The sequence below is a fragment of the Streptomyces koelreuteriae genome (assembly GCF_018604545.1).
Classification (GTDB): Bacteria; Actinomycetota; Actinomycetes; order Streptomycetales; family Streptomycetaceae; genus Streptomyces; species Streptomyces koelreuteriae.
Genome location: NZ_CP075896.1, coordinates 3,773,918 through 3,795,858, shown reverse-complemented (window position 1 = coordinate 3,795,858; position 21,941 = coordinate 3,773,918). Strand labels below are relative to the sequence as shown.

At 71.9% G+C, this 21,941-nt stretch carries 23 protein-coding genes; 15 read left to right on the top strand and 8 right to left on the bottom strand.

What is annotated here, in order from left to right:
- Nucleotides 1-75 precede the first annotated feature (75 nt).
- The 10 genes from KJK29_RS16895 (at nt 76) to KJK29_RS16850 (ending at nt 10,516) form a co-directional block, all read left to right on the top strand.
- Entirely contained in the window at nt 76-489 is a 414-nt protein-coding gene (locus KJK29_RS16895; RefSeq protein WP_184594398.1) for a DUF3151 domain-containing protein, read from the top strand.
- Between the two features lie 152 nt (nt 490-641).
- Nucleotides 642-1,472, top strand: coding sequence for a tryptophan 2,3-dioxygenase family protein (locus KJK29_RS16890; RefSeq protein WP_215119993.1), 831 nt, complete (start codon nt 642-644; stop codon nt 1,470-1,472).
- Nucleotides 1,465-2,655 carry a kynureninase gene (kynU, locus tag KJK29_RS16885; RefSeq protein WP_215119992.1) on the top strand — a complete coding sequence of 397 codons (1,191 nt, stop codon included), beginning with the start codon at nt 1,465-1,467 and terminating at the stop codon, nt 2,653-2,655. Before KJK29_RS16890 ends, kynU begins: the two co-directional genes overlap by 8 nt.
- 311 nt (nt 2,656-2,966) lie before the next feature.
- Nucleotides 2,967-3,833, top strand: a complete 867-nt coding sequence (locus tag KJK29_RS16880; protein ID WP_215119991.1) for an alpha/beta hydrolase — start codon at nt 2,967-2,969, stop codon at nt 3,831-3,833.
- 163 nt (nt 3,834-3,996) lie between these two features.
- The gene (locus tag KJK29_RS16875; RefSeq protein WP_215119990.1) at nt 3,997-5,103 is read left to right on the top strand and encodes an alpha/beta hydrolase; all 1,107 of its coding nucleotides are present in this window, start codon (nt 3,997-3,999) and stop codon (nt 5,101-5,103) included.
- On the top strand, nt 5,096-6,304 hold the full coding sequence (locus KJK29_RS16870) for an acyltransferase family protein (RefSeq protein WP_215119989.1): 1,209 nt from the start codon (nt 5,096-5,098) through the stop codon (nt 6,302-6,304). The genes KJK29_RS16875 and KJK29_RS16870 overlap by 8 nt, the downstream gene beginning before the upstream one ends.
- Nucleotides 6,297-7,727, top strand: coding sequence for a sensor histidine kinase (locus tag KJK29_RS16865; protein ID WP_215119987.1), 1,431 nt, complete (start codon nt 6,297-6,299; stop codon nt 7,725-7,727). The genes KJK29_RS16870 and KJK29_RS16865 overlap by 8 nt, the downstream gene beginning before the upstream one ends.
- Entirely contained in the window at nt 7,724-8,407 is a 684-nt protein-coding gene (locus tag KJK29_RS16860) for a response regulator (protein WP_215119985.1), read from the top strand. Before KJK29_RS16865 ends, KJK29_RS16860 begins: the two co-directional genes overlap by 4 nt.
- A gap of 106 nt (nt 8,408-8,513) precedes the next feature.
- Nucleotides 8,514-9,854: a sensor histidine kinase gene (locus tag KJK29_RS16855; RefSeq protein WP_215119983.1), complete on the top strand. Its 1,341-nt coding sequence runs from the start codon at nt 8,514-8,516 to the stop codon at nt 9,852-9,854.
- Nucleotides 9,851-10,516 carry a response regulator gene (locus tag KJK29_RS16850; protein ID WP_215119982.1) on the top strand — a complete coding sequence of 222 codons (666 nt, stop codon included), beginning with the start codon at nt 9,851-9,853 and terminating at the stop codon, nt 10,514-10,516. Before KJK29_RS16855 ends, KJK29_RS16850 begins: the two co-directional genes overlap by 4 nt.
- A gap of 73 nt (nt 10,517-10,589) precedes the next feature.
- Here KJK29_RS16850 and KJK29_RS16845 read toward each other — a convergent pair whose 3' ends face one another.
- Nucleotides 10,590-10,793: an SH3 domain-containing protein gene (locus KJK29_RS16845; RefSeq protein ID WP_251057828.1), complete on the bottom strand. Its 204-nt coding sequence runs from the start codon at nt 10,791-10,793 to the stop codon at nt 10,590-10,592.
- Nucleotides 10,794-11,020: 227 nt separating this feature from the next.
- Between KJK29_RS16845 and KJK29_RS16840 the strand changes: the two genes are divergently transcribed.
- Both KJK29_RS16840 and KJK29_RS16835 read left to right on the top strand, forming a co-directional pair.
- Nucleotides 11,021-12,094, top strand: coding sequence for an RNA-guided endonuclease InsQ/TnpB family protein (locus KJK29_RS16840; protein WP_215119981.1), 1,074 nt, complete (start codon nt 11,021-11,023; stop codon nt 12,092-12,094).
- A 245-nt stretch (nt 12,095-12,339) separates the two neighbouring features.
- A complete protein-coding gene (locus tag KJK29_RS16835; protein ID WP_215119980.1) occupies nt 12,340-13,557 on the top strand; it encodes a cytochrome P450 in 1,218 nt (405 codons plus the stop codon).
- Here the strand turns inward: KJK29_RS16835 and KJK29_RS16830 are convergent.
- The 3 genes from KJK29_RS16830 to KJK29_RS16820 are packed head-to-tail and all read right to left on the bottom strand — an operon-like array spanning nt 13,541 to nt 16,327.
- Nucleotides 13,541-13,765 carry a hypothetical protein gene (locus KJK29_RS16830; RefSeq protein WP_229873076.1) on the bottom strand — a complete coding sequence of 75 codons (225 nt, stop codon included), beginning with the start codon at nt 13,763-13,765 and terminating at the stop codon, nt 13,541-13,543. The two genes, KJK29_RS16835 and KJK29_RS16830, sit on opposite strands and share 17 nt — an antisense overlap.
- A gap of 46 nt (nt 13,766-13,811) precedes the next feature.
- A complete protein-coding gene (locus KJK29_RS16825; RefSeq protein WP_215119979.1) occupies nt 13,812-15,416 on the bottom strand; it encodes an ABC transporter permease in 1,605 nt (534 codons plus the stop codon).
- Nucleotides 15,413-16,327: an ABC transporter ATP-binding protein gene (locus KJK29_RS16820; RefSeq protein WP_215119978.1), complete on the bottom strand. Its 915-nt coding sequence runs from the start codon at nt 16,325-16,327 to the stop codon at nt 15,413-15,415. The genes KJK29_RS16825 and KJK29_RS16820 overlap by 4 nt, the downstream gene beginning before the upstream one ends.
- A gap of 74 nt (nt 16,328-16,401) precedes the next feature.
- Between KJK29_RS16820 and KJK29_RS16815 the strand changes: the two genes are divergently transcribed.
- Together KJK29_RS16815 and KJK29_RS16810 are read left to right on the top strand one after the other, a co-directional pair.
- A complete protein-coding gene (locus tag KJK29_RS16815) occupies nt 16,402-16,899 on the top strand; it encodes a GbsR/MarR family transcriptional regulator (protein ID WP_215119977.1) in 498 nt (165 codons plus the stop codon).
- Nucleotides 16,900-16,952: 53 nt separating this feature from the next.
- Nucleotides 16,953-17,552, top strand: coding sequence for a Uma2 family endonuclease (locus KJK29_RS16810; RefSeq protein ID WP_215119976.1), 600 nt, complete (start codon nt 16,953-16,955; stop codon nt 17,550-17,552).
- 1 nt (nt 17,553) lies between these two features.
- Here the strand turns inward: KJK29_RS16810 and KJK29_RS16805 are convergent, their stop codons facing one another.
- Nucleotides 17,554-18,420, bottom strand: a complete 867-nt coding sequence (locus KJK29_RS16805; protein WP_215119975.1) for an acylglycerol kinase family protein — start codon at nt 18,418-18,420, stop codon at nt 17,554-17,556.
- Between the two features lie 185 nt (nt 18,421-18,605).
- Here KJK29_RS16805 and KJK29_RS16800 point away from each other — a divergent pair, with 185 nt between their 5' ends.
- Nucleotides 18,606-19,889, top strand: coding sequence for an adenylosuccinate synthase (locus tag KJK29_RS16800; protein WP_215119974.1), 1,284 nt, complete (start codon nt 18,606-18,608; stop codon nt 19,887-19,889).
- Between the two features lie 43 nt (nt 19,890-19,932).
- Here the strand turns inward: KJK29_RS16800 and KJK29_RS16795 are convergent, their stop codons facing one another.
- The 3 genes from KJK29_RS16795 to KJK29_RS16785 form a co-directional block, all read right to left on the bottom strand.
- Entirely contained in the window at nt 19,933-20,319 is a 387-nt protein-coding gene (locus tag KJK29_RS16795; RefSeq protein WP_215119973.1) for a hypothetical protein, read from the bottom strand.
- Between the two features lie 33 nt (nt 20,320-20,352).
- Complete coding sequence (locus KJK29_RS16790) at nt 20,353-21,003, bottom strand: hypothetical protein (RefSeq protein ID WP_215119972.1); 651 nt, start codon at nt 21,001-21,003, stop codon at nt 20,353-20,355.
- A gap of 139 nt (nt 21,004-21,142) precedes the next feature.
- Nucleotides 21,143-21,841, bottom strand: coding sequence for a GntR family transcriptional regulator (locus tag KJK29_RS16785; protein WP_215119971.1), 699 nt, complete (start codon nt 21,839-21,841; stop codon nt 21,143-21,145).
- Nucleotides 21,842-21,941 lie beyond the last annotated feature (100 nt).

The following is a 21,941-nucleotide window of genomic DNA, read 5'->3' as shown; positions in this document are numbered from 1 at the left end:
CTGGGCGTTGTGCTGCTGTGGCTGGCCAGGGGCATGACTGCACGCCGCGAACGCGGATGGCGCAGACTTGACCTCATGTCCATTCACGAGAACCTTCTCGGGGGTCCGCCCCCGACTCACCTCCCCGACGACCCCGGGCCCCGGGAACTGCTCGCGTCGGGTACCGCGCCGGTCGACGTGGCCGCCGCGCATCCGACCTCCTCGCTCGCCTGGGCGCAGCTCGCCGACGAGGCGTTCGAGCGGGGCGCTGCCGTGGAGTCGTACGCGTACGCCCGCACGGGCTACCACCGCGGCCTGGACGCCCTGCGCCGCAGCGGCTGGAAGGGCCACGGCCCGGTGCCGTGGGAGCACGAGCCGAACCGCGGCTTCCTGCGCGCCCTGCACGCCCTTGCCCGCGCCGCGCAGACGATCGGCGAGCAGGAGGAGTACGAGCGCTGCTCCCAGTTCCTCAAGGACTCCTCGCCGACGGCGGCGCAGGTCCTGGGCTGACAGCGGTCTGTGCTCGCGAGGCCCGTCCGCTGAGCGGGCGGGCCTTGCGGTTCCGGGGGATTATTGCGGAGTATGCCCCTGGGGACCGGGGCCCCCGTGCCGGAATTCGGCAGGGGCGGACCGCTACCCGGAGTTATCTGCAGGAGACAGCGATGTCCCACGAGGCTCACGAGCCCGAGACCCCGCATCTCGATTTCGCCGGCACGACGCCGTACGAGGACTACGTCAAGGCGGACGTGCTCACCCACCTCCAGCACACCCTCTCCGACGACCCCGGAGAGATGGTCTTCCTGGTGACGACCCAGGTGATGGAGCTGTGGTTCACCGTCATCGTCCACGAGTGGGAGACGGCGGCCCGCGCACTGCGCGGCGACGACATCCCCACCGCGACCGCCGCGCTGAAGCGGTCCGTGCGTGAGCTGGAGGCGCTCAACGCCTCCTGGAGGCCGCTCGCCCAGCTCACGCCCGCCCAGTTCAACTCGTACCGCAGCGCCCTCGGCGAGGGCTCCGGCTTCCAGTCGGCGATGTACCGGCGGATGGAGTTCCTGCTCGGCGAGAAGTCCGCGTCGATGCTCGTCCCGCACCGGGGCGCCCCGCGTGTGCACGCCGAGCTGGAGAAGGCCCTGCACGAGCCGAGCCTGTACGACGAGGTCGTACGGCTGCTCGCGCGGCGCGGGTACGACGTCCCGGAGGCCGTGCTGGGGCGGGACGTGGCGAAGCGCTACGAGCCGTCGCCGGAGGTGGAGGCGGCCTGGACGGCCGTCTACTCGGGTGACGAGAGCGACGGACTGGCCCGGCTGGGCGAGGCGCTGAGCGATGTCGCCGAACTGGTGTGGCGCTGGCGCAACGACCATCTGGTCGCCACCCGCCGCGCGATGGGCTCCAAGACCGGCACGGGCGGCTCCGCCGGGGTGGCCTGGCTGGAGAAGCGGGCGCAGAAGAACGTCTTCCCCGAGCTGTGGACGGCGCGGTCCTATGTCTGAACTCGTGATGAGGGCCGAGAAGCTGGACGCCGCCGACGAACTGCGCGGCAAGCGGGACGGGTTCGTCCTCGACGAGGTCGTGTATCTGGACGGCAACTCGCTCGGCGCGTTGCCGGCCGTCGTGCCCGGGCGGGTCGAGGACGTCGTACGGCGTCAGTGGGGCGAGCTGCGCATCCGGTCCTGGGAGGAGAGCGGCTGGTGGACGGCGCCCGAGCGGATCGGTGACCGGATCGCCCCGCTGGTCGGGGCGGCGCCCGGGCAGATCGTGGTGGGCGACTCGACCAGTGTCAATGTCTTCAAGGCACTCGTGGGGGCGGTGCGCCTCGCCGGGGACGACCGCGACGAGATCCTCGTCGACGCGACGACCTTCCCCACCGACGGGTACATCGCCGAGTCGGCGGCGCGGATGACCGGCCGCACCCTGCGGCCGGTGACACCCGCGGAGGTGCCGGGCGCGCTGTCCGGCCGTACCGCGGCCGTCCTCCTCAACCACGTCGACTACCGCAGCGGCCGGCTGCACGACCTGCCGTCCCTGACGGCCGCCGTGCGCGAGGCGGGCGCGCTCGCCGTCTGGGACCTGTGCCACAGCGCGGGCGCCCTGCCGGTCGGGCTCGACGAGCACGGGGTGGACCTGGCCGTCGGCTGCACCTACAAGTACCTGAACGGCGGCCCGGGTTCACCGGCGTACCTGTACGTACGCCGGGAGCTGCAGGACCGCTTCGACTCCCCGCTGCCCGGCTGGAACTCCCACACCGAGCCGTTCGGCATGCGTCCTGCTTATGAACCGGCCTCCGGTGCACTGCGCGGCCGGGTCGGCACGCCCGACATCCTCTCCATGCTCGCCCTGGAGGCGGCCCTGGAGGTGTGGGACGGGGTGCCGGTCGAGGGGGTGCGGGCCAAGTCCCTCGCGCTGACGGACTTCTTCCTCGACTGCGTGGCGGAGTACGTGCCCGAGGGCAGGGTCGAGTGCCTGACGCCGGTGGCGCACGCGGAGCGGGGCAGCCAGATCGCCCTGCGCTGCGACGACGCCGGAGAGGTGATGAAACGGCTGATCGAGCGGGGTGTGGTCGGAGACTTCCGGGCGCCTGACGTGCTGCGCTTCGGGTTCACGCCGCTGTACGTGGGCTTCGCCGATGTGGAGCGGGCGGCGCGGGTGCTGGCGGAGACGCTGTCCCTCGCGTGAGCCGAGCGTGACGGACGGCCCCTGACGAACGGCCCCTGACGGACGGGCCGTGACGGACGGGCCTTGACGAACGGCCCCTGACGGACGGCCCCTGACGAACGGCCCCTGCCGCCGCGGGGGCCGTTCGTTTCCCAGCCCGTTCGTCGGCAACTCGCCCCAGACGCAAGGAAACGGCTGAACCGCCCCATCTTCACCCAGCGTGACATCCACGTGTCCGCGCATGTCACCCGCCTGGTACCGTCCCGGCCAACGGCCGACTTCTGACCTGGTCCGCCCGTACGTTCTCGCTCGTTTCGCTGGAAGGTTGGAGCATGTCGGACGACGTCGCAGCAGCACGGGCCGCTGCCGAGGAGAAGTCGGTGTTCTCCCACGAGCCCGTCGGCCCCGACGCCACCGCCGCCTACGGCGACCACCCCGACCAGGTGATCGACTTCTACGCCCCGCGCGCGGAGGCCGGCCCGGGCGGGCCCGCCCCGGTCGTCCTCGTGCTGCACGGCGGTGCCTGGCGGGCGCCGTACGACCGGCGTCACATCAGCCCGTTCGCGGACTTCCTCGCCCGTCGGGGACTGGCCGTGGCCAGTGCCGAGTACCGGTGCGGTGGCGAGAACGACTCCCTCGCCGGCCGCTGGCCCGACACCTTCGACGACGTGGCCGCCGCGCTGGACGCCCTCCCGGCGCTGGTACGGGAGCTGCTGCCGCAGGCCGACCCGCGCCGTACGGTCCTCACCGGCCACTCGGCGGGCGGGCACCTCGCGCTGTGGGGCGCCGCCCGGCACGTCCTGCCCGTCGACTCGCCCTGGCGCAGTGGCGGTTCGGCGGCGCTGCGGGGCGTGGTCGCCCTCGCGCCGATCGCGGACTTCGCGGTCGCCGACAAGCTGGACGTGTGCGGGGGCGCTGTGCGCCAACTCCTGGGCGGGGACGAGCACTTCGCCGAGCGGCAGCCGTACGCGGACCCGGCGCTGCTGCTGCCGACCGGCATCGCCACGGCCCTCGTCCAGGGGCGAGCGGACCTCGATGTGCCGCAGACGGTCGCCGAGTCGTACGCGGAGGCGGCGGCGAAGGCCGGGGAGATGGTGGGGGTGACGCTTCTGGAGGGTGTCGGGCACTTCCCGCTCATCGACCCTGCGGCGGACGCGTGCGCCGTCGTGGCTCAGGAGATCGAGCAACTGGCCTGGTGAGAGGCTTTCCTGAGGGAACCCGTGGGTGGTCCCCGGGTATACCCGTAGTACTTGAGAGCTACTCCGCAGGTGAGTTCCTTGGTGGGACGCGGACGACGCCTCCCGCTCCGTAACTTCCCTTCCGTGCAGACCCGATGGCCGGGTGCGCTGGAGGGGGACGACCATGGGGTCCGCATCGAGGTACCGCCGTGACGGCAGCCGTGACGGCAGCCGTGAGGGTGGCCGGGGCGACGGCGGCCGAAGCGACGGCGGCCGAGGCGACGGCGGCCGCAGCGACGGAGACGCGGGCGGAAACCGCCCCGGCCTTCGGCGTCGCCGCGGCCGATGGCGCAGAGCCGTGCTCGCCGCGCTCGTCACGGGTGCGGTGGTTCTCCCTCTGTCCGGCGCGGCCCGGCCGGAGATCCCCGCTCCCGCACCCGCCTCCCTCGCTCCGCTCAACGCGTCGACGCTGGACGAGGCGTACGCGGCCAACCGCGCCAACGCCGCCTCGGCGGCCCGGATGGCCGCGGGCCGTCACGAGCGGGCCCGGGCCGCGACGGACCGTTCCCTGGCCGCCCCGGCCCGGCATCTCCTCGCCTTCGACGGCCGCGGCCCCGGGCAGGTCACGGAGGTGCTGGGCGACCTCGCCCGGGCCGACCGGATCGCCGTCCTGGTCCCCGGCTCCGACACGAGCCTCGACACCTACGGCCGGTTCCACGCGGCCGCCGCCGCGCTGCACCGGCAGCTCGTCCGGAAGGCCCCGGCGGGCACGCGCACCGCGGTGGTGGCCTGGCTGGGCTATGAGACGCCGGGCACGGTCAGCACGACGGTCACCACGACCGGCAGGGCGGAGCAGGCGGCCCCGCGGCTGCGCGCCCTGGTCTCCGACCTGCGGGCCATAGCGGGTGACGGGCCGCGTATCTCGCTGCTGTGCCACTCGTACGGCTCGGTCGTCTGCGGGCGTGCCGCCGCCGGGCTCGCCGTCGACGATCTCGCGCTCGTCGGCAGCCCCGGCACCGGCGCGGACACCGCCGCCGGCCTGCGCACCCGCGCCCGCGTCTGGGCGGCCCTCGGCGGCGACGACTGGGTGGCGAACGTCCCCCATGTCAGCGCGGACCTGTTCGGCACCACCGTCGGCTTCGGCACCGACCCCGTCTCCCCGGCCTTCGGCGCCCGGGTCTTCGCGGCCGGCGACGGCGGCCACAGCGACTACTTCAGGCCCGGTACGACCTCCCTGGCCAACCTGACCCGGATCGTCCTGGGCGAGACCGAGGCGGTGACCCATGACTGACGTCGGCGTACGACGCCTCCGGCATCTGGTGCTCCACGGCGCCGACCGCGTCGGTACGGCCACCCCGGCCGGCCGGGACCGGGCCGTGGATGCCCTGCGCGCCGCCGCGGTGCTCGGTGTCGTCCTCGGCCACTGGCTGGTCACCGCCCTGGTCTCCGACGGCAGCGCCCTGCGCACGGCGAGCCCGCTCAAGGACATGCCCTGGCTGACACCCGTCTCCTGGCTGCTCCAGACCCTCGCCGTGTTCTTCCTGGTCGGCGGCCATGTTGCCACGCGTGGTTATGCCGCTGCCCGCGCCCGGGGCGTCCCGTACCACCGCTGGCTGACGGGCCGTCTGACCCGGTTGTTCAAGCCGGTCGCGGCCGTCCTCGGCCTGTGGACGGTCGCCGGGTGCGCGCTGCTGCTGTCGGGCGCCGAGTTCGGGACGGTCCGCACCCTGGTCAAACTGGCGCTGTCACCCTTGTGGTTCCTCGTGGTGTTCGCCGTGCTGACGGCGGCGACCCCGTTGCTGACCCGGCTGAACCCGCTGTGGCCGCTGGCCGTCGTACTGCATGTGGACCTTGTGCGGTTCGGCCTGGGTGGCCCCGCCTGGCTGGGCTGGGTGAACGTGGTGGCGGGCTGGACGGTGCCCTACACCCTGGGCGCGGCCTGGACCCGGGGCGAGCTGGAGGGCCGTCGGGCGGGCTGGGTGCTGCTCGGCTGCGGTGCGGCGGCGACCGCCGTGCTCGTCGTGTTCGCCGGCTACCCGGCGTCGATGGTCGGCGTCCCGGGCGAGGGCATGTCCAACCTGGACCCGCCGTCGCTGGCCGTCGTCACCTTCGGCCTGGCCCAGTGCGGTCTCGCCCTGCTGCTGCGGGAGCGGCTGCGCCGCGCGATGCGCCGGCCCGTGGCCTGGGCGGCGGTGGCGCTCGTCAACCTCTCGGCGATGACCCTCTTCCTGTGGCACCAGACGGCCCTGATGGCCACGACGGCCACCGGCCTCCTCGCGGGGCGGCTCCCCGGGCTGCACACGCGGCCCGACGGTCTGGACTGGGTCGGGGTCCGGCTTCTGTGGTTCCCGGTGTTCGCCCTGGCCCTCGCGGTCTGCTGCGCCGCGTTCCGCTCCTTCGAACGGGCCGGCGACCCGGGCCGCCGGTCGCGGGTGGTGCGGGCGCACCGTCCGTCCGGCCGGGGGACAGCGGCCAAGGCCCGCCATGTCTAGGCTGGCCCGCGTGACGGACACGGGGGTGGGCCGCGCGCTGCGAGCGCGCGTCGGGGGTTGGCTGCGCGTGCTGCGCGAGGACCTGTGGACCGTCCGGGCGGATCCGCTGCCGCCCTCCACCTGGCTGCGCTGGCTGCCGCACGGGCTGGTGTGCCTGGCCGCGTTCGGCGTCCTGGTCGGGGCCATGGGCGACCTGGTGGACAACGGCCACCTGAGCCCCGGAGCGGCGTTCCTGGTCGCGGGCGGGCAGGCCGGGGCCATGATTCTCGGGATGTGGCGGCCGGTCCCGGGGTGGTGGCTGTCCACGGTGAGCTGGGTGCTGGGCGCCGTTGTGCTGCACGGCCGGCTGGGCGCCGACGCCGAAACCTACACCTGGCCCTGGACGGCGGCCGGGATCATCTCCCATCTGTTCGTGCTGTTGCTGCTCGCGCTGCGCGTGCGCACCCGCGCGGCGGTGGAGGCGCTGGCCGTGACGGTGGTGCTCACCTCCGTCCTCCAGGGCTGGTGGTCGGCCGGTGTGCGCTACGACGCCACCGGCGCGATCGCGATCCCGCTGTCCGCCGTCGTCGTGCTCGTCGGCACCGCCCTGCGGGGCCGCCGCGAGGCCCGTGCGGAACTCGTCGAGCAGACCACGCTCACCGCCGAGGAGCGCACCCGGCGCACCCTGCTGGAGGAGCGCAGCCGTATCGCGCGGGAGCTGCACGACGTGGTGGCCCATCACATGTCGGTCATCTCCATCCAGGCGCAGGTCGCCCCGCATCTCGTCGAGAACCCGCCCGACGAGCTGAAGGAGAACCTCGCGGGCATCCGGCAGAACGCGGTGGAGGCGCTGACCGAGCTGCGCCGGGTGCTGGGCGTGCTGCGCTCGGAGCAGCCCGGGCCGGGGGAGGAGCCTCTCGGCCCGGGCGGCGGCAACGCCGCCCACGCCCCGCAGCCCACCCTCGACCGGCTCGACGCGCTGGTGGAGAACACCCGGGCCGCCGGCCGCGAGGTCACCACGGAGATCAACGGCGAGCGGCGCCCGCTGCCGCCCGGCGTGGAGCTGTCGGCGTACCGGATCGTGCAGGAGGCCCTGAGCAACGTCCTGCGGCACGCGCCCGGCGCGAGCGCCAAGGTCCGTCTCACCTACCGGTCGGACGGGCTGGAGGTGGAGGTGGTCAACTCCCGGCCGACGGGGCCCGCGTCGCCCTCGAAGGGAGCGGGGCACGGACTGCTCGGCATGCGCGAGCGGGTCGCCATGCTCGGCGGCACCATGACCGCGCACCCCTGGCACTGGGACGGCTTCAAGGTCACCGCGTTCCTCCCGGACACCCCGCCCGCCGACGCGACACCGGGCAGCGACCAGATCACCTACTACTTCCCCGATCCCGATCCCGATCCCGATCCCGATCCAGATTCCGACCTTGAGGCAGGAACCCCATGACGAGCGGCAGCGGCGGACCCATCCGGGTTCTCATCGTCGACGACCAGGCGATGGTCCGGCAGGGCTTCACCGTGCTGCTCGGCACCCAGCCCGACATAGAGGTCGTCGGCGAGGCGAAGGAGGGCGCGCAAGCCGTCGCGAAGGCCGCCGAGACCTCCCCGGACGTCGTCCTGATGGACATCCGCATGCCCGGGGTCGGCGGTATCGAGGCCACCGAGCTGATCACGGCCGCCCACCCGGACATCAGGGTGCTGGTGCTGACCACCTTCGACCTCGACGAGTACGTGTACGACGCGCTGCGCGCCGGGGCCTCCGGGTTCCTGCTGAAGGACGCGTCGTCGGAGCAGCTCGCCGAGGCGGTCCGGGTGGTGGCGGCCGGGGAGGCCCTGCTCGCCCCGGTCATCACGCGCAAGCTGATCGCCGAGTTCTCCCGGCTGGACGGCCGGCCCCGCTCCCCGCTCAAGGAACGCGTCGGCGATCTGACCGAGCGGGAGACGGAGGTGCTCGCCCTGATCGCCCAGGGCCTGTCGAACGGGGAGATCGCCCGGCATCTGTTCGTCGCCGAGCAGACGGTGAAGACGCATGTGGGCCGGATCCTGGTGAAGCTGGGGCTCAGGGACCGGACGCAGGCGGCGGTGTTCGCGTACGAGTCGGGGCTGGTGCGGCCGTCGGGGTACTGAGGCACCGCGCCGGGACCCGCCGTCCCCGTAGTACCTGAGAGGGAGGCTGAGGAACCCCTCTCACTGGGGACGACCTGGACCCGGGGGGAGGCCTACCTTTCTGTACGTGACCGAGACGACTCACCTCCAGAGCACGCCACCGGGGGCCGGGGCCAAGCCGCACAGCCCGGAGTACCGGGTGGCGGTGGACTCCCTGCGCGGGCTGCGGCAGGACCTCATCCAGGACGCCTTCGCCTACCGGCCCCTGCCGGGCCGGCGCACCGACGGGCGTTTCGCCCGGCGGCTGCCCGGCCGCCTGCGGGAGTACACGGCCTGGACGCCGCACGCGCTGATCGTCGCTGCGGCCCTGATCACCGTGGCCTTCGCCACCGTCGACTCCGGCGGACCCGCCGCGCTGATGGGCCTGTTCTGCGCGGTCCCGGTGCTGCTGACCATGGTGCGGCCCGTGGCGGCGTTCTGGGCGTCCATGATCTCCACCCTGGTCGTGGCCCTGGTCGGCAGCCACTGGGGCGAATGGCCCTGGGCGGCCGGCAGCTTCGCCTGCCATCTGATCGTGCTGACGGTGGTGGCGATGCGCACCAGGCCGCGCACGGCCGGGTGGATGTGGGCGCTGACGGCGCTGTACGCCGTGATCGCGGACAGCGGCATCGGCCCGACCTCCATGTACGGCAGCAACTCCGGCGCCATGCTGATCATCTCGGCGCTGATCCTGCTCTGCGTCACCGTCCGGCACATCCGCCGGGACGCCGTGCAGGAGGTCACCGCCCAGCAGACGGTCACCGCGCACGAGCGCTCCCGCCGCACCCTGCTGGAGGAGCGCACCACGATCGCCCGCGAGCTGCACGACGTCGTCGCCCACCACATGTCGGTGGTCGCCATCCAGGCGGAGGCCGCGCCCTACCGCGTGGAGAACCCGCCGCCGGAGCTGGAGAAGGCCTTCGCCACGATCCGGGAGAACGCGGTGGCGGCCCTGACCGAACTGCGCCGCGTCCTCGGCGTCGTCCGCGCCGAGGACTACGAGGCCCCGGACGCCCCACAGCCCACGCTCGCCGAGTTGGACGGGCTGCTGGCCAATGTGCGCGACGCCGGGCTGAGCGTGGACAAGGCGGTGACCGGGGCGGTGCGCGAACTGCCCCAGGGCGTGGAGCTGTCGGCGTACCGCATCGTGCAGGAGGCGCTGAGCAACACCCTGCGGCACGCGCCGGGCGCGACCGCCCGCGTCGAGATCGGCTACGTTCTCGGCGGGCTGGGCCTGCGGATAGTCAACGGCCCGCCGCCGAACCCCAGCCTGATCAAACCCTCGCCCGGCGCCGGACACGGAGTCACCGGTATGCGGGAGCGCGTGTCGATGCTGAACGGCGAGATGACGGCGGGCCCGGTGGACGACGGAGGCTACGAGGTGGCGGTGTTCCTGCCGGTCGCCCTGCCGGACGAGGGTGACGCATGACCATTCGCGTACTGATCGCGGACGACCAGATGATGGTGCGCGAGGGCTTCTCGGTCCTGCTGAATGCGATGCCGGAGATCGAGGTCGTCGGCGAGGCGGTGAACGGCCGGGAGGCCGTCGCGAAGGTCCGCGAACTCGCTCCGGACGTCGTGCTGATGGACATCCGCATGCCCGAGCTGAACGGCATCGAGGCGACCCGCGAGATCGTCGCCGCCGACAGTGAGGCGAAGGTGCTGGTGCTCACCACCTTCGACCTCGACGAGTACGTGTATCAGGCGCTGCGCGCGGGAGCCTCCGGCTTCCTCCTCAAGGACGCCTCGGCCCGCCAGCTCGCCGAGGGCGTGCGGATCGTGGCCGCCGGGGAGGCGCTCCTGGCCCCCTCGGTGACCAGGCGGCTGATCACCGAGTTCTCCAAGCTCTCCGAGACCCCGCGCCTCATGCCCTCCGCGCGGGCGGCGTACGGGGACCTCACCGAGCGGGAGACGGAGGTGCTGGTCCTGATCGCGCAGGGGCTGTCGAACGCGGAGATCGCCGGGCGGCTGGTGGTCGCCGAGTCGACGATCAAGACGCATGTCAGCCGGATCCTGGTGAAGCTGGGCCTCAGGGACCGCACCCAGGCGGCGGTGTTCGCGTTCGAGGCGCGGCTGGTGACGCCCGGCTAGCCGGCGCGGGCACCGGCGGGACGCCGCCCCGCGGGCCCTCGGGCACCGGGGCGACAGACCCTGACGGACCGGATCAGTCCAGCTGCATCGGCGTGCAGTCGCTGACGTACGACTTGGAGACCCAGCCGGTGGTGCCCTTGGCGATGCCGCTCTTGGACTTCGTGCCGAGCTTCAGCTTGATCCAGGAGCCCTTGGTGGCGAGCTTCTTGCCCCAGTCGTCCTTGTGGAGGATGCCCTTGGACGCGTAGCCGGTGCCGGCGCCCGTGCGGAAGTTCACCTGATTCTGGCGAGGATGTCCCGGCGTTCGCGCCGGGGAGGAATCGCCTCCTGTCGTCGTGGAGCGGAGCGTCGCCGCAGCGGGCCTGTCCCCGGGGGCGCGGAGCGCTCACACGGCCGCCCGACGGAGCCAGGGAAAGCGAACAATCGTCCTGAAGGTCACAGGTTGTGGTGACCTGCGTGGAACGGGGGATCGTGTGTGTGGTTGCCGTACTAAGGTCCGATGCCATGCAGCTGGTGGTGCAGGTGAAGCTGCTGCCGACGCCCGAGCAGGCGTCGGCTCTCACCGCGACCCTGCGCGCCTGCAACCAGGCCGCCACGCATGCTGCGGCGATCGCCCACGCCAAGAACCTCACCGACCGCAACGGCCTGCAGCAGGAGGTCTATGCGGAGCTGAAGGCGGTCTTCGGGCTGTCGGCGCAGCCCGCGGTGAGGGTGGTGAAGAAGGTCGTGGACGCCTACACCACCCTCAAGGCCAATCTGCGGGCCGGGAACCTCGGCAGGCCGGGCTCCAAGCGGCGCATCAAGGCCGAGTCCAAGCCGGTCACCTTCCGGCCCCGGGCGGCCCAGCCGTTCGACGACCGTTGCCTGTCCTGGCAGTTGGACCAGCAGACAGTGTCGGTCTGGACGACCGCCGGACGCCTCAAAAAGGTGCGCTTCGCCTGCTCCCCCGAGACCCTCAAGCTGCTGGCCGCGCACCGCAGGGGCGAGTCGGATCTGATCGAACGCGACGGCACCTTCTACCTGATGGCGACCTGTGACGTTCCCGAGGCCGGGCCGTACGAGCCCGAGTACTTCGTCGGTGTCGATCTGCGGGCCAAGCTGCAGAAGAAGCGCACCAAGTCCGCCCGGCGCCGCCTGAAAGAGCGACGGCGACGCGAGCAGCGGCATGTGAAGAACACCAACCACATCATCGCGAAACGCATCGTGACCGAGGCTCAACGCACCTCGGCCGGGATCGCCCTGGAGGACCTGGGCGGTATCCGGCACAGGGCACGGCTTCGCAAGCCCCAACGGGTCACGCTCCACTCCTGGGCCTTTGCCCAGCTCGGAGAGTTCATCGCGTACAAGGCACACCGCCAGGGCGTGCCCGTGGTCCACGTCGATCCCGCCCACACCTCGCAGACCTGCTGCGAGTGCGGGTACATCGACAAGAGAAACCGGGTCGACCAGGCCCTGTTCGTCTGCCGGAACTGCGGGGTCGTTGCCCACGCGGACCGGAACGCTTCCCACAACATCGCCCATCGTGGCGCTGTGGTGTGGAACGCGGGGCGTGAGTCACGCGTCCCTGCCGCCCCCTGAGGGGTGTCTGGACGGAAGAGTCCACCCGGCAGCCAGCTGGGCACTACCTCCAAGCCCGGTCCTTCAGGACCGGGACAAGTTGACGCCGCTGCCCTTGTGGACGTAGACCTAAGTTTTTTCCTTACGAAAGACTCGTGCCGCTCAGACGGCAGACCCAGCTTAACGATCTTGAACCCGGCGCTTCATCCGCCCGTCCCGCCGGAACACCCCTGGTCGGAGACGGGGATCCGGGCTAGCGTCCGTCCATGGCGACTGCTTTCGACCTCGCGTTCGACCCATGGGACCCGGCGTTCCTCGCCGACCCGTACCCCGCCTATGCCGAGCTGCGGGCCAAGGGCCGCGTGCACTACTACGAGCCCACGAACCAGTGGCTCGTCCCGCACCACGCGGACGTCTCGGCCCTGCTGCGCGACCGGCGCCTCGGCCGGACGTATCAGCACCGCTTCACGCACGAGGAGTTCGGCCGCAGCGCGCCGCCGGGGGAGCACGAGCCGTTCCACACGCTCAACGACCACGGCATGCTCGACCTGGAGCCGCCGGACCACACCCGGATCCGGCGCCTGGTGTCGAAGGCGTTCACACCGCGCACGGTGGAGCGGCTGAAGCCGTATGTGCGGGGCCTGGCGGACGAACTGGCGTCGGCGCTGGTGGAGTCCGGCGGAGGGGATCTGCTCACGGACGTGGCGGAACCCCTCCCGGTCGCGGTGATCGCCGAGATGCTCGGTATCCCGGAGTCCGACCGGGCCCCACTGCGCCCCTGGTCGGCGGACATCTGCGGGATGTACGAGCTGAACCCCTCCGAGGAGACGGCGGCGAAGGCGGTGCGGGCGTCGGTCGAGTTCTCCGACTACCTGCGCGAACTGATCGCGGCCCGCCGCAAGGAACCGGGCGACGACCTCATCTCGGGCCTCATCGAGGCACACGACGAGGGCGACCGCCTCACCGAGCAGGAGATGATCTCGACGGCGGTCCTCCTGCTGAACGCCGGCCACGAGGCCACGGTGAACTCCACGGTCAACGGCTGGTACGCCCTCTTCCGCAACGAGCCCCAACTCGCGGCCCTGCGCGCCGACCCCACCCTCGTCCCCACCGCCGTCGAGGAACTGATGCGCTACGACACCCCGCTCCAGCTCTTCGAACGCTGGGTCCTGGACGACATCGAGATCGCCGGCACGACGATCCCGCGCGGCGCGGAGATCGCCCTCCTCTTCGGCTCCGCCAACCACGACCCGACGGTCTTCGAGAACCCCTCCCACCTCGACCTGACCCGCACGGACAACCCCCACATCTCCTTCAGCGCCGGCATCCACTACTGCATCGGCGCCCCCCTGGCCCGCATCGAACTGGCCGCGTCGATGGGCGCGCTGCTGGAGAAGGCCCCGACCCTGCGCCTGACCGCTGAGCCCGATCGCAAGCCGAACTTCGTGATCAGGGGGCTGGAGGGGCTCAGCGTCGCGGTCTGAGACGCCGGAGCAGGGCCCAGGCCGTCAGGGCGGCGGCGACCCCGCCGAGGATCGCCAAGGGCAGTTCGGCGTAGAGCACGCTCCAGTCCGGGGCCGCCTCGAACCGCCAGAGCCGCTCCCTGACGCCGACGGCCCACACCGCGAGTCCCGCGCCCGCGCCGACGGCCGCGGTCAGGCAACCGGCAGCGGCCTGCGTACGTTGTCCCATGCCCGGCATGGACGTACGCGGGCCGCTCGGCAGTTCCCGCCGCCGCTCAGGTCGTCATGTCCCGCCGCCGCAACCCCGCCAGCCCCCCGGCCACCAGCACCACGGCCAGCCCCAGCAGGGCCAGGACCGGCGCCCACTCCATCTCCCCGCCGGGCAACTTGGGCAGATGGCCGAAGGGAGACAGGTCCAGCACCGTCTGTGGCATGTCCAGGGCGGGTCCGACCCAGCCGATCAGCAGGACCGCGCCGGCCACGCCCCACGACGTCGCTGCCGCCCGGGGCAGGACGCCGGTCAGCAGGACCGTGAGGCCGCCGATCACCCAGATCGCCGGGAGCTGCACGAGGCAGGCGCCGAGGATCGGGGCGATGTCCTTGCCGTAGCCGAGGGCGAAGCCCAGGCCGGCCAGCAGCATCAGGAGCGCCGCGCCGCCGAAGGCGATCACCAGATGCCCGGCGGCCCACCGCAGTCGCCCGACCGCGTTCGCCAGGACCGGTTCCGCACGGCCCGATGTCTCCTCGCCGTGCAGGCGCAGCACCGATGCCACGATGTACAGGGCCGCGACCAGCCCGAGCATGCCCACCATCGACGCCAGGAACGCGTCCGTCAGGCCGGACTGCCCGCCCATCCGCTCGAAGATCCGCCGGGCACCGGCGTTGCCGCCGACCAGGTCGGCCGCGCCCTCGGTCATGCCGCCGTAGACGACCCCGGCGAGGAGGAAGCCGACGCTCCAGCCCAGCACACCGCCCCGCTGCAACCGCCAGGCCAGTGCGCCCGCGCTGCCCAGGCGGCCGGTCGCCGGGCCGGGGCGGGTGGGCAGGAAGCTCATGCCGATGTCCCGGCGGCCCGCCAGCCCGTAGGCCACCGCGCCCTGGAGCAGGACCGCCCCGGCGAGCAGCGCCAGCACCCACCAGCGTTCGTCCGCGTACGGCCGCAGGTTCTCCAGCCAGCCCAGCGGCGAGAGCCACGTCAGCGGCGACGAGCCGTCGTCGGTCGCCGAGTCGCCCGCCGCACGCAGCACGAACGCCGTGCCCAGCACCGCCGCCGTCAGCCCCCGGGCCAGCCGCGCGCTCTCCGTGAGCTGGGCGACGATCGCCGCCATCGTCGCGAAGACCATCCCGACCCCGGCGATCCCGAGGCCCAGCGCCAGGGCCCCGGCCGCACCCTGCCCGGCCAGTCCGGCCGTCACCAGCAGGGCCAGGACCGCGTTCGCGACCGCCGCCGCCAGCAGGGCCGCCGTCAGGGAGGCCCGGCGGCCCACCATCCCGGAGGCGACCAGCTCCTGACGGCCGCTCTCCTCCTCGTCCCGGGTGTGCCGTACGACGACCAGCAGGCTCGTCACGGCGGCCAGGGCGCCCGCGTAGACGCCGACCCGCCAGGCCGTCAGGGCACCGATCGAGTCGCCGAAGACCGGGCCGATCATCGCGCGCAGCGAGGAGTTGCCGGCCATCTGCCGGATCAGGTCGGCGCGTTCGCCCGGGGTGCCGTACAGGCCCTCCAGCGTGCCCGGCATGGAGAGGACCATCAGGACGTTGACCCCGGTCCACACCGGGATCATCAGCCGGTCGCGGCGCAGCGCGAACCGCAGCAGCGTGCCCGTCCCGGCCAGTTGGCGTGCGCTGCCGGGGCGCGCCGCGAAGGCGAAGGTCGTCATCGGGCCGCCGCCTCTGCCGTCTCGTCCGCCTCGTCCTGGTAGTGCCGCAGGAACAGCTCCTCCAGCGTCGGCGGCGTCGACGTCAGCGACCGCACACCCGACTCGGACAAGGACCGCAGTACGGCGTCCAGCCGGTCGGACTCGACCTGGAGCCGGACGCGGCGCCCCTGGACGTCGAGGCCGTGCACCCCGGGCAGATCCGCCAGCCCGTTCGGCGGCCCGGCGAGTTCGGCCGTCACACTCGTACGTGTCAGATGGCGCAGCTCGGCGAGCGACCCGCTCTCGACCGTACGGCCCTTGCGGATGATGCTCACCCGGTCGCACAGCTCCTCCACCTCGCTGAGGATGTGGGAGGAGAGCAGGATCGTGCGCCCCCGGTCGCGCTCCTCGGCGACGCACCGCTGGAAGACCTCCTCCATCAGCGGATCCAGGCCCGAGGTCGGCTCGTCCAGGATCAGCAGGTCGACGTCCGAGGCGAACGCGGCGACCAGGGCGACCTTCTGCCGGTTGCCCTTGGAGTACGTACGGCCCTTCTTGGTGGGGTCGAGTTCGAAGCGCTCGATCAGCTCCGCCCGGCGCCGGGGATCGAGACCTCCGCGCAGCCGGCCGTAGAGGTCGATGACCTCGCCGCCGGAGAGGTTGCGCCACAGCGTCACGTCGCCCGGGACGTAGGCGATACGGCGGTGCGCCTCGACCGCGTCCGTCCACGGGTCGCGGCCGAGCACCTGCGCGGCGCCCGAGTCGGCGCGCAGCAGGCCGAGCAGCACACGGATGGTGGTGGACTTGCCGGCGCCGTTGGGGCCGAGGAAGCCGTGGACCTCGCCGGAGGCGACCTCCAGATCGAGCCCGTCGAGAGCGTGCGTCCGCCCGAAGGACTTGTGCAGTCCGGAGACGGTGATGGCCTTCGTCATGCTTCAGAACGTACGCTTCTTTCAGAAATTTGTGAAGTTAAGGAAGCGTATGAATCGCGGATAGGGTGAGCCGTATGACGGATTCAGCAGGGAGCGGCCGGGACGCGGAGGCCGTGTCGAGGTTCGTGGAGTCCTTCGCGGCGCAGCTCGTCGAGGCCGGCATGCCCCGGATGCCCGCCCGGGTCTTCGCCGCGCTGCTCGCCTCCGACGAGGGCTCGCTGACCTCCGCCGAGCTGGGCGACCAGCTGCAGATCAGCCCCGCGGCGGTGTCCGGCGCGGTGCGCTACCTGGCCCAGACGCACATGGTCTCGCGCGAACGCGAGCCCGGTTCCCGCCGCGAGCGCTACCGGGTCCACGGCGAGCAGTGGTACGAGGCCCTCGCCAACCGCGAGGCCGTCCTCAAGCGCTGGGAAGGCGCCCTGCGCGAGGGCGTCTCCAGCCTCGGCCCCACCACCCCGGCGGGCCGCCGCCTCTCCGAGACGCTCGCGTTCTTCGAGTTCCTCGAGGGTGAGGTCGAGGCGATGATGGCGCGCTGGCGGGAGCACCGGGAGAAGACGTTCGGACCGGAGTGACCATCCGACTACACTGAGTGGCGTCTGGTCCATGTCGAAGGGGAGGGCGCATCATGACACTCATGGCAGAGCGACCGGTGATGAGCGGCACCAGGCCCCGCAGCGACTTCGAGGAACTCCTGGACCTTCTCGACGAGCTGAACGTGCCCGACGGCTACAAGGCCGAGATCGTCAGGGGGAGCATCGTCGTGTCGCCGTGGTCGAAGGGGTACTACCTCAATGTCATGGAGTTGGTCTGTGACCAGTTGCGACCGCACCTGCCCGCCGGGCACAGAATCAGTTACGGGCCCTTTCTGTACGTCTTTCCTGGCTCCGAGTCCGCCTACGGCCCCGACATTCACGCAGCCCACCATCACGCTCACCGGACCACGAGCAATCACCTCGACGGCGAAGCCCTGTCCTTCGTAGCCGAGCTGACCTCCCCCTCCACCCGGACCGACGACCTCACCGACAAGGCCGAGGTGTACGCCAGGGCGGGTGTCCCCGTCTACCTGGTCCTCGACATGCAGGAGCAGCAGGCCATCGTCTACGGCTCCCCGTCGGCGAAGGGCTACGAGCTCCGGCTCTCCAAGCCCTTCGGCGAGAAGCTCGACATCCCGGACCCCTTCGGCTGCACCCTCGACACCACCGGATTCCAGGCCCCCGAGAGCTGACTCACGACACCGCCGCCGGCACCGTCAGCCCCCAGGCCCCCTCCCGTACCCTCCACGTCCGGGTCCGCACCGGCCCCGACACCGCCGTGTCCGCGCGATAGCGGAAGTGGGCTCCCGAGACGGTCACCGTGCGGCCCTGGGCGAGGAGGGGGGATGCCTCGGCGCCGACGGACGCGGGGCGGATCTCCACCGAGGCCGTTCCGGAGGCCGTGGGGGACACCGACACCGCCTCCACCGGCTGGTTCAGGTCGACGAGGGTCTCCCCGTCCACCTCGACCCGCAGCCGGGACGGCCCGGGCTCCGGCCCGGCGGTGAGCCGGGACGGGCGGCCGGCCGGTACCAGGGTCCGGACCAGGGACTGGCAGGTCCGCAGCCACGGACGGCCCGAGGCGTCCTCAGGATCCTCGGCCGCCGGGAAGGGCGACAGGGGCGGTATGCGCAACGCGCCGAGCACCACCCCGTCGCTGTCGTCGACCATCAGGTCCATCCGCCGCTCGACCCCGTCGAGCACCGCCCGCGCCGCCGCCACCGTCCCCGTCGGCACCCCCAGCGAGCGAGCCAGGGACATGACATCCCCGACCGGCACCACCGACAGCGCGCATCCGGCCAGCTCCCGGTGCCGGTGCAGCAGCGACACCGCGCGGATCAGCGCCCGGTCGTCGCCGACCACCACGGGCCGCCGCGAGCCCCGCCGGGCCAGCGCCCGGGCGAACTCCTCCGGTCCCTCCGGCAGGCACACCTTGGTGCCGGCACCCCCGCTGAGCACGTCTTTCGCGATCCGTACGGACTCGTTGTCCGTCCGGCGGGCGACCGGGTCTATGACCACCAGCAGCTGCTCGGACGTCGGAGAAGTCGCCACCTCGGCCATGCCTCGCTTCCTCGGGTAGCATCTTTGTGCAAGAGCCCCTTGCGCTATTGCGCCAGGGGCTTCGTCTATTCCGGGGCATCCGGTCCGACGGTTGGCGGCCAACGGCGGTCGCGGTGCACGCGGTGGTACACCGCCGCGTTCGCCCTCGACCATGGACATGCCCCGCCCGGAAGGGGTGTACGCGCGTGCCCGCACTTGTGCTGCTCGGTGCTCAGTGGGGTGACGAAGGCAAGGGAAAGGCCACCGACCTGCTCGGTGGATCCGTGGACTATGTAGTGCGCTACCAGGGCGGCAACAACGCCGGCCACACCGTCGTCGTCGGCGACCAGAAGTACGCACTGCACCTCCTCCCTTCCGGAATCCTGTCTCCCGGCTGCACGCCGGTCATCGGTAACGGTGTCGTCGTCGACCCGTCGGTCCTGCTCTCCGAGCTGAGCGGTCTGAACGAGCGTGGTGTCGACACCTCCAAGCTCCTGCTCAGCGGCAACGCGCACATCATCACGCCGTACAACGTCACGGTCGACAAGGTGACGGAGCGCTTCCTCGGAAAGCGCAAGATCGGCACCACCGGGCGCGGCATCGGCCCGACCTACGCGGACAAGATCAACCGCGTCGGTATCCGTGTGCAGGACCTCTACGACGAGTCGATCCTCACGCAGAAGGTCGAGGCGGCCCTCGACATCAAGAACCAGGTCCTCACCAAGCTCTACAACCGGCGCGCGATCGCCGTGGACCAGGTGGTCGAGGAGCTGCTGGCCTACGCCGAGAAGCTCCGCCCGTACGTCGCCGACACGGTCCTGGTCCTGAACCAGGCCCTGGAGGACGACAAGGTGGTCCTCTTCGAGGGCGGCCAGGGCACGCTGCTCGACATCGACCACGGCACGTACCCCTTCGTCACCTCCTCGAACCCGACCGCGGGCGGCGCCTGCACCGGCGCCGGCGTGGGCCCGACGAAGATCAGCCGGGTCATCGGCATCCTCAAGGCCTACACGACCCGGGTCGGCGCCGGCCCGTTCCCGACGGAGCTCTTCGACGAGGACGGCGAGGCCCTGCGCCGCATCGGCGGCGAGCGCGGTGTCACCACCGGCCGTGACCGTCGCTGCGGCTGGTTCGACGCCGTCATCGCCCGGTACGCCACCCGCGTCAACGGCCTGACGGACTTCTTCCTCACCAAGCTCGACGTCCTCACCGGCTGGGAGCAGATCCCGGTCTGCGTGGCGTACGAGATCGACGGCAAGCGCGTCGAGGAGCTCCCGTACTCCCAGACCGACTTCCACCACGCGAGGCCGGTCTACGAGATGCTGCCGGGCTGGAACGAGGACATCAGCAAGGCCAAGTCCTTCTCCGACCTGCCGAAGAACGCCCAGGCCTACGTCAAGGCGCTGGAGGAGATGTCGGGGGCCCCGATCTCCGCGATCGGTGTGGGCCCGGGCCGGGACGAGACGATCGAGATCAACTCGTTCCTGTAGGACGCCTGCTGCTGCGGCCGGTGACCCGAGGGGCGACCCTCGGTCACCGGCCGAGCTGTGCCGACAGCTCCCGGACGAGGTGATAGCCGCCGGCCAGGTCGATGCCGGTGCGCTCGCGGAGCAGCTTGACGGCCTGGATGTCCGCGTCGCGCCTCTCCTGGCGCAGCACGCCCGTCAACTCACCGACCAGCGCGGCGTCCGCCTCCCGCAGGGCGTCCAGGGCCTGGCGGTGCGTGGTGGGCAGGGTGCCGCCCTCGACCAGCAGGTCCAGGGCCACGGAGCCCGTGTGCAGGTTCAGACTCGAACTCTTGCGCAGACGGCGGATCGCCCGGGCCGTCCGGCCCTCGCCCGCCAGTGCCTTCGCCTCGTCCTGCGCCTCCTGCTCGACCGTGGTGATCACCGCGGTCAGGCGGGCTTGCTCACTCGTCATGGACGTACCTTCCGATCAACGGCCGCTCCGCCCTCAACTGAAGACGATCATCGACCCCTGCGCCAGACTCCGCGTCACGGCCGCGTGCAGCCCGAGCCAGACGTGCCGTTCGCGGGCGAACGGGCTGGGGTCGTACGGGGCGGGGACGGCGGGTTCCTCCAGCTCCGTGGGGGCCAGGGGCGCCTGGGGCGCGGCCGGCGGGTTGGCCGGGTCGATGCCGAGGGCGGGGGCGACCGTCTCCAGCTCCCGCAGCAGGGCGTGCGAGGAGCCCAGCGGGCCGCCGCCCGCGAGGAGATCGTCGTCGGCGAGCGGGTTCGGGAAGTCGACGGGGACGTACGCGCCCGCGTGGTCGTAGTGCCACACGAGGTGCGACTGCTGGGCCGTCGACTCGAACATCTCCAGCAACTGCTCGTAGTCGCCGCCGAGTTCGTCCACGGGCGTCACCGGCAGTCCGCACACCTGGAGCAGATAGGCGCGGCGCAGGAAGTGCAGCGCGTCGTAGTCGAAGCCCGCGACCGGGGCGACCTCGCCGGACAAGCCCGGCATGTACTGGTACACCGGCACCGGCGGCAACCCGGCCTCGGCGAGCACCTTGTTGTATTGCGCGAGTTCCTCGGCGAAGGGGTTGTCCGGCGTGTGGCACAAGACGTCGACGAGCGGTACCAGCCACAGGTCACAGGCCAAAGAAGGCTCCTCGCTCAGCTCAGCGGTCGGGTGGCGTCGGGTAGCACGGTGGTCAGTCAGGGCAGGGTATCGGTGCGGCCCGGCAGAGGCTCCTGCCGTGCATGTCCCATACCCATACGGACAGCCGCGACGCAGACCGTCAGCAGGCGAGGCGCTCGATCAGGGCGAGCGAGTGGGAGTTGTAGCCCGAGATGATCGACCGGGCGGTGACGGTGTCCTGGGCGGCCAGGGCGTCGACCAGCGAGGTGTGGCCGGCCCACAGCTCGCCGCGCAGATCGGGGAGCCGGCGCAGATGCTGCACCGCGCCCACCCAGGTCTGCACGCGCAGCCGGTGCAGGAAGTCGCCCAGGTAGGGGTTGCCGAAGAGGGCGGCGAGCTCGCGCCAGTAGCGCAGGTCGTAGCCGATGAGGACGGTGAGGTCACCGGCCGCGGCGGCCCGCTGGGCCTCCTCGCCGCGCCGCCTGACCCCGGCGAGCACGGCGGCTATCCGGGGGTCGTCGGGCTGGAGGGAGTCGCGCTGCCCGGAGGTGAGGGCGTGGAACATCCCCTCGATGACCAGGTCACGGGCCTCGATCATGCCGCGGAAGTCCTCGGCGGAGTACTCGTGGACCCGGAAGCCGCGGTGCTGGTCGGCGTCGAGGAGTCCCTGCGCGGAGAGGTCGACCAGGGCCTCGCGCACCGGCGTCGCGGACACCCCGTACTGCTCGGCGATCTCCTTGACCGTGAACTCCTGACCCGGCTGGAGCCTTCCGGCCAGCACCTCGTCACGAAGCGCGTCCGCGATCTGCTGGCGCAGGGTGCTGCGCGTCACGGCGCCGTTGCCGGTACTGCCGGGCATGGTCAGGGCGTCTCCCTCGTCGCGTTCGGGTGGCGTGCACGTATATGTCTACGAGCACGCCACCTTACGCGTTCGAATGAGGCCCGAGGTTGTCGGTTAC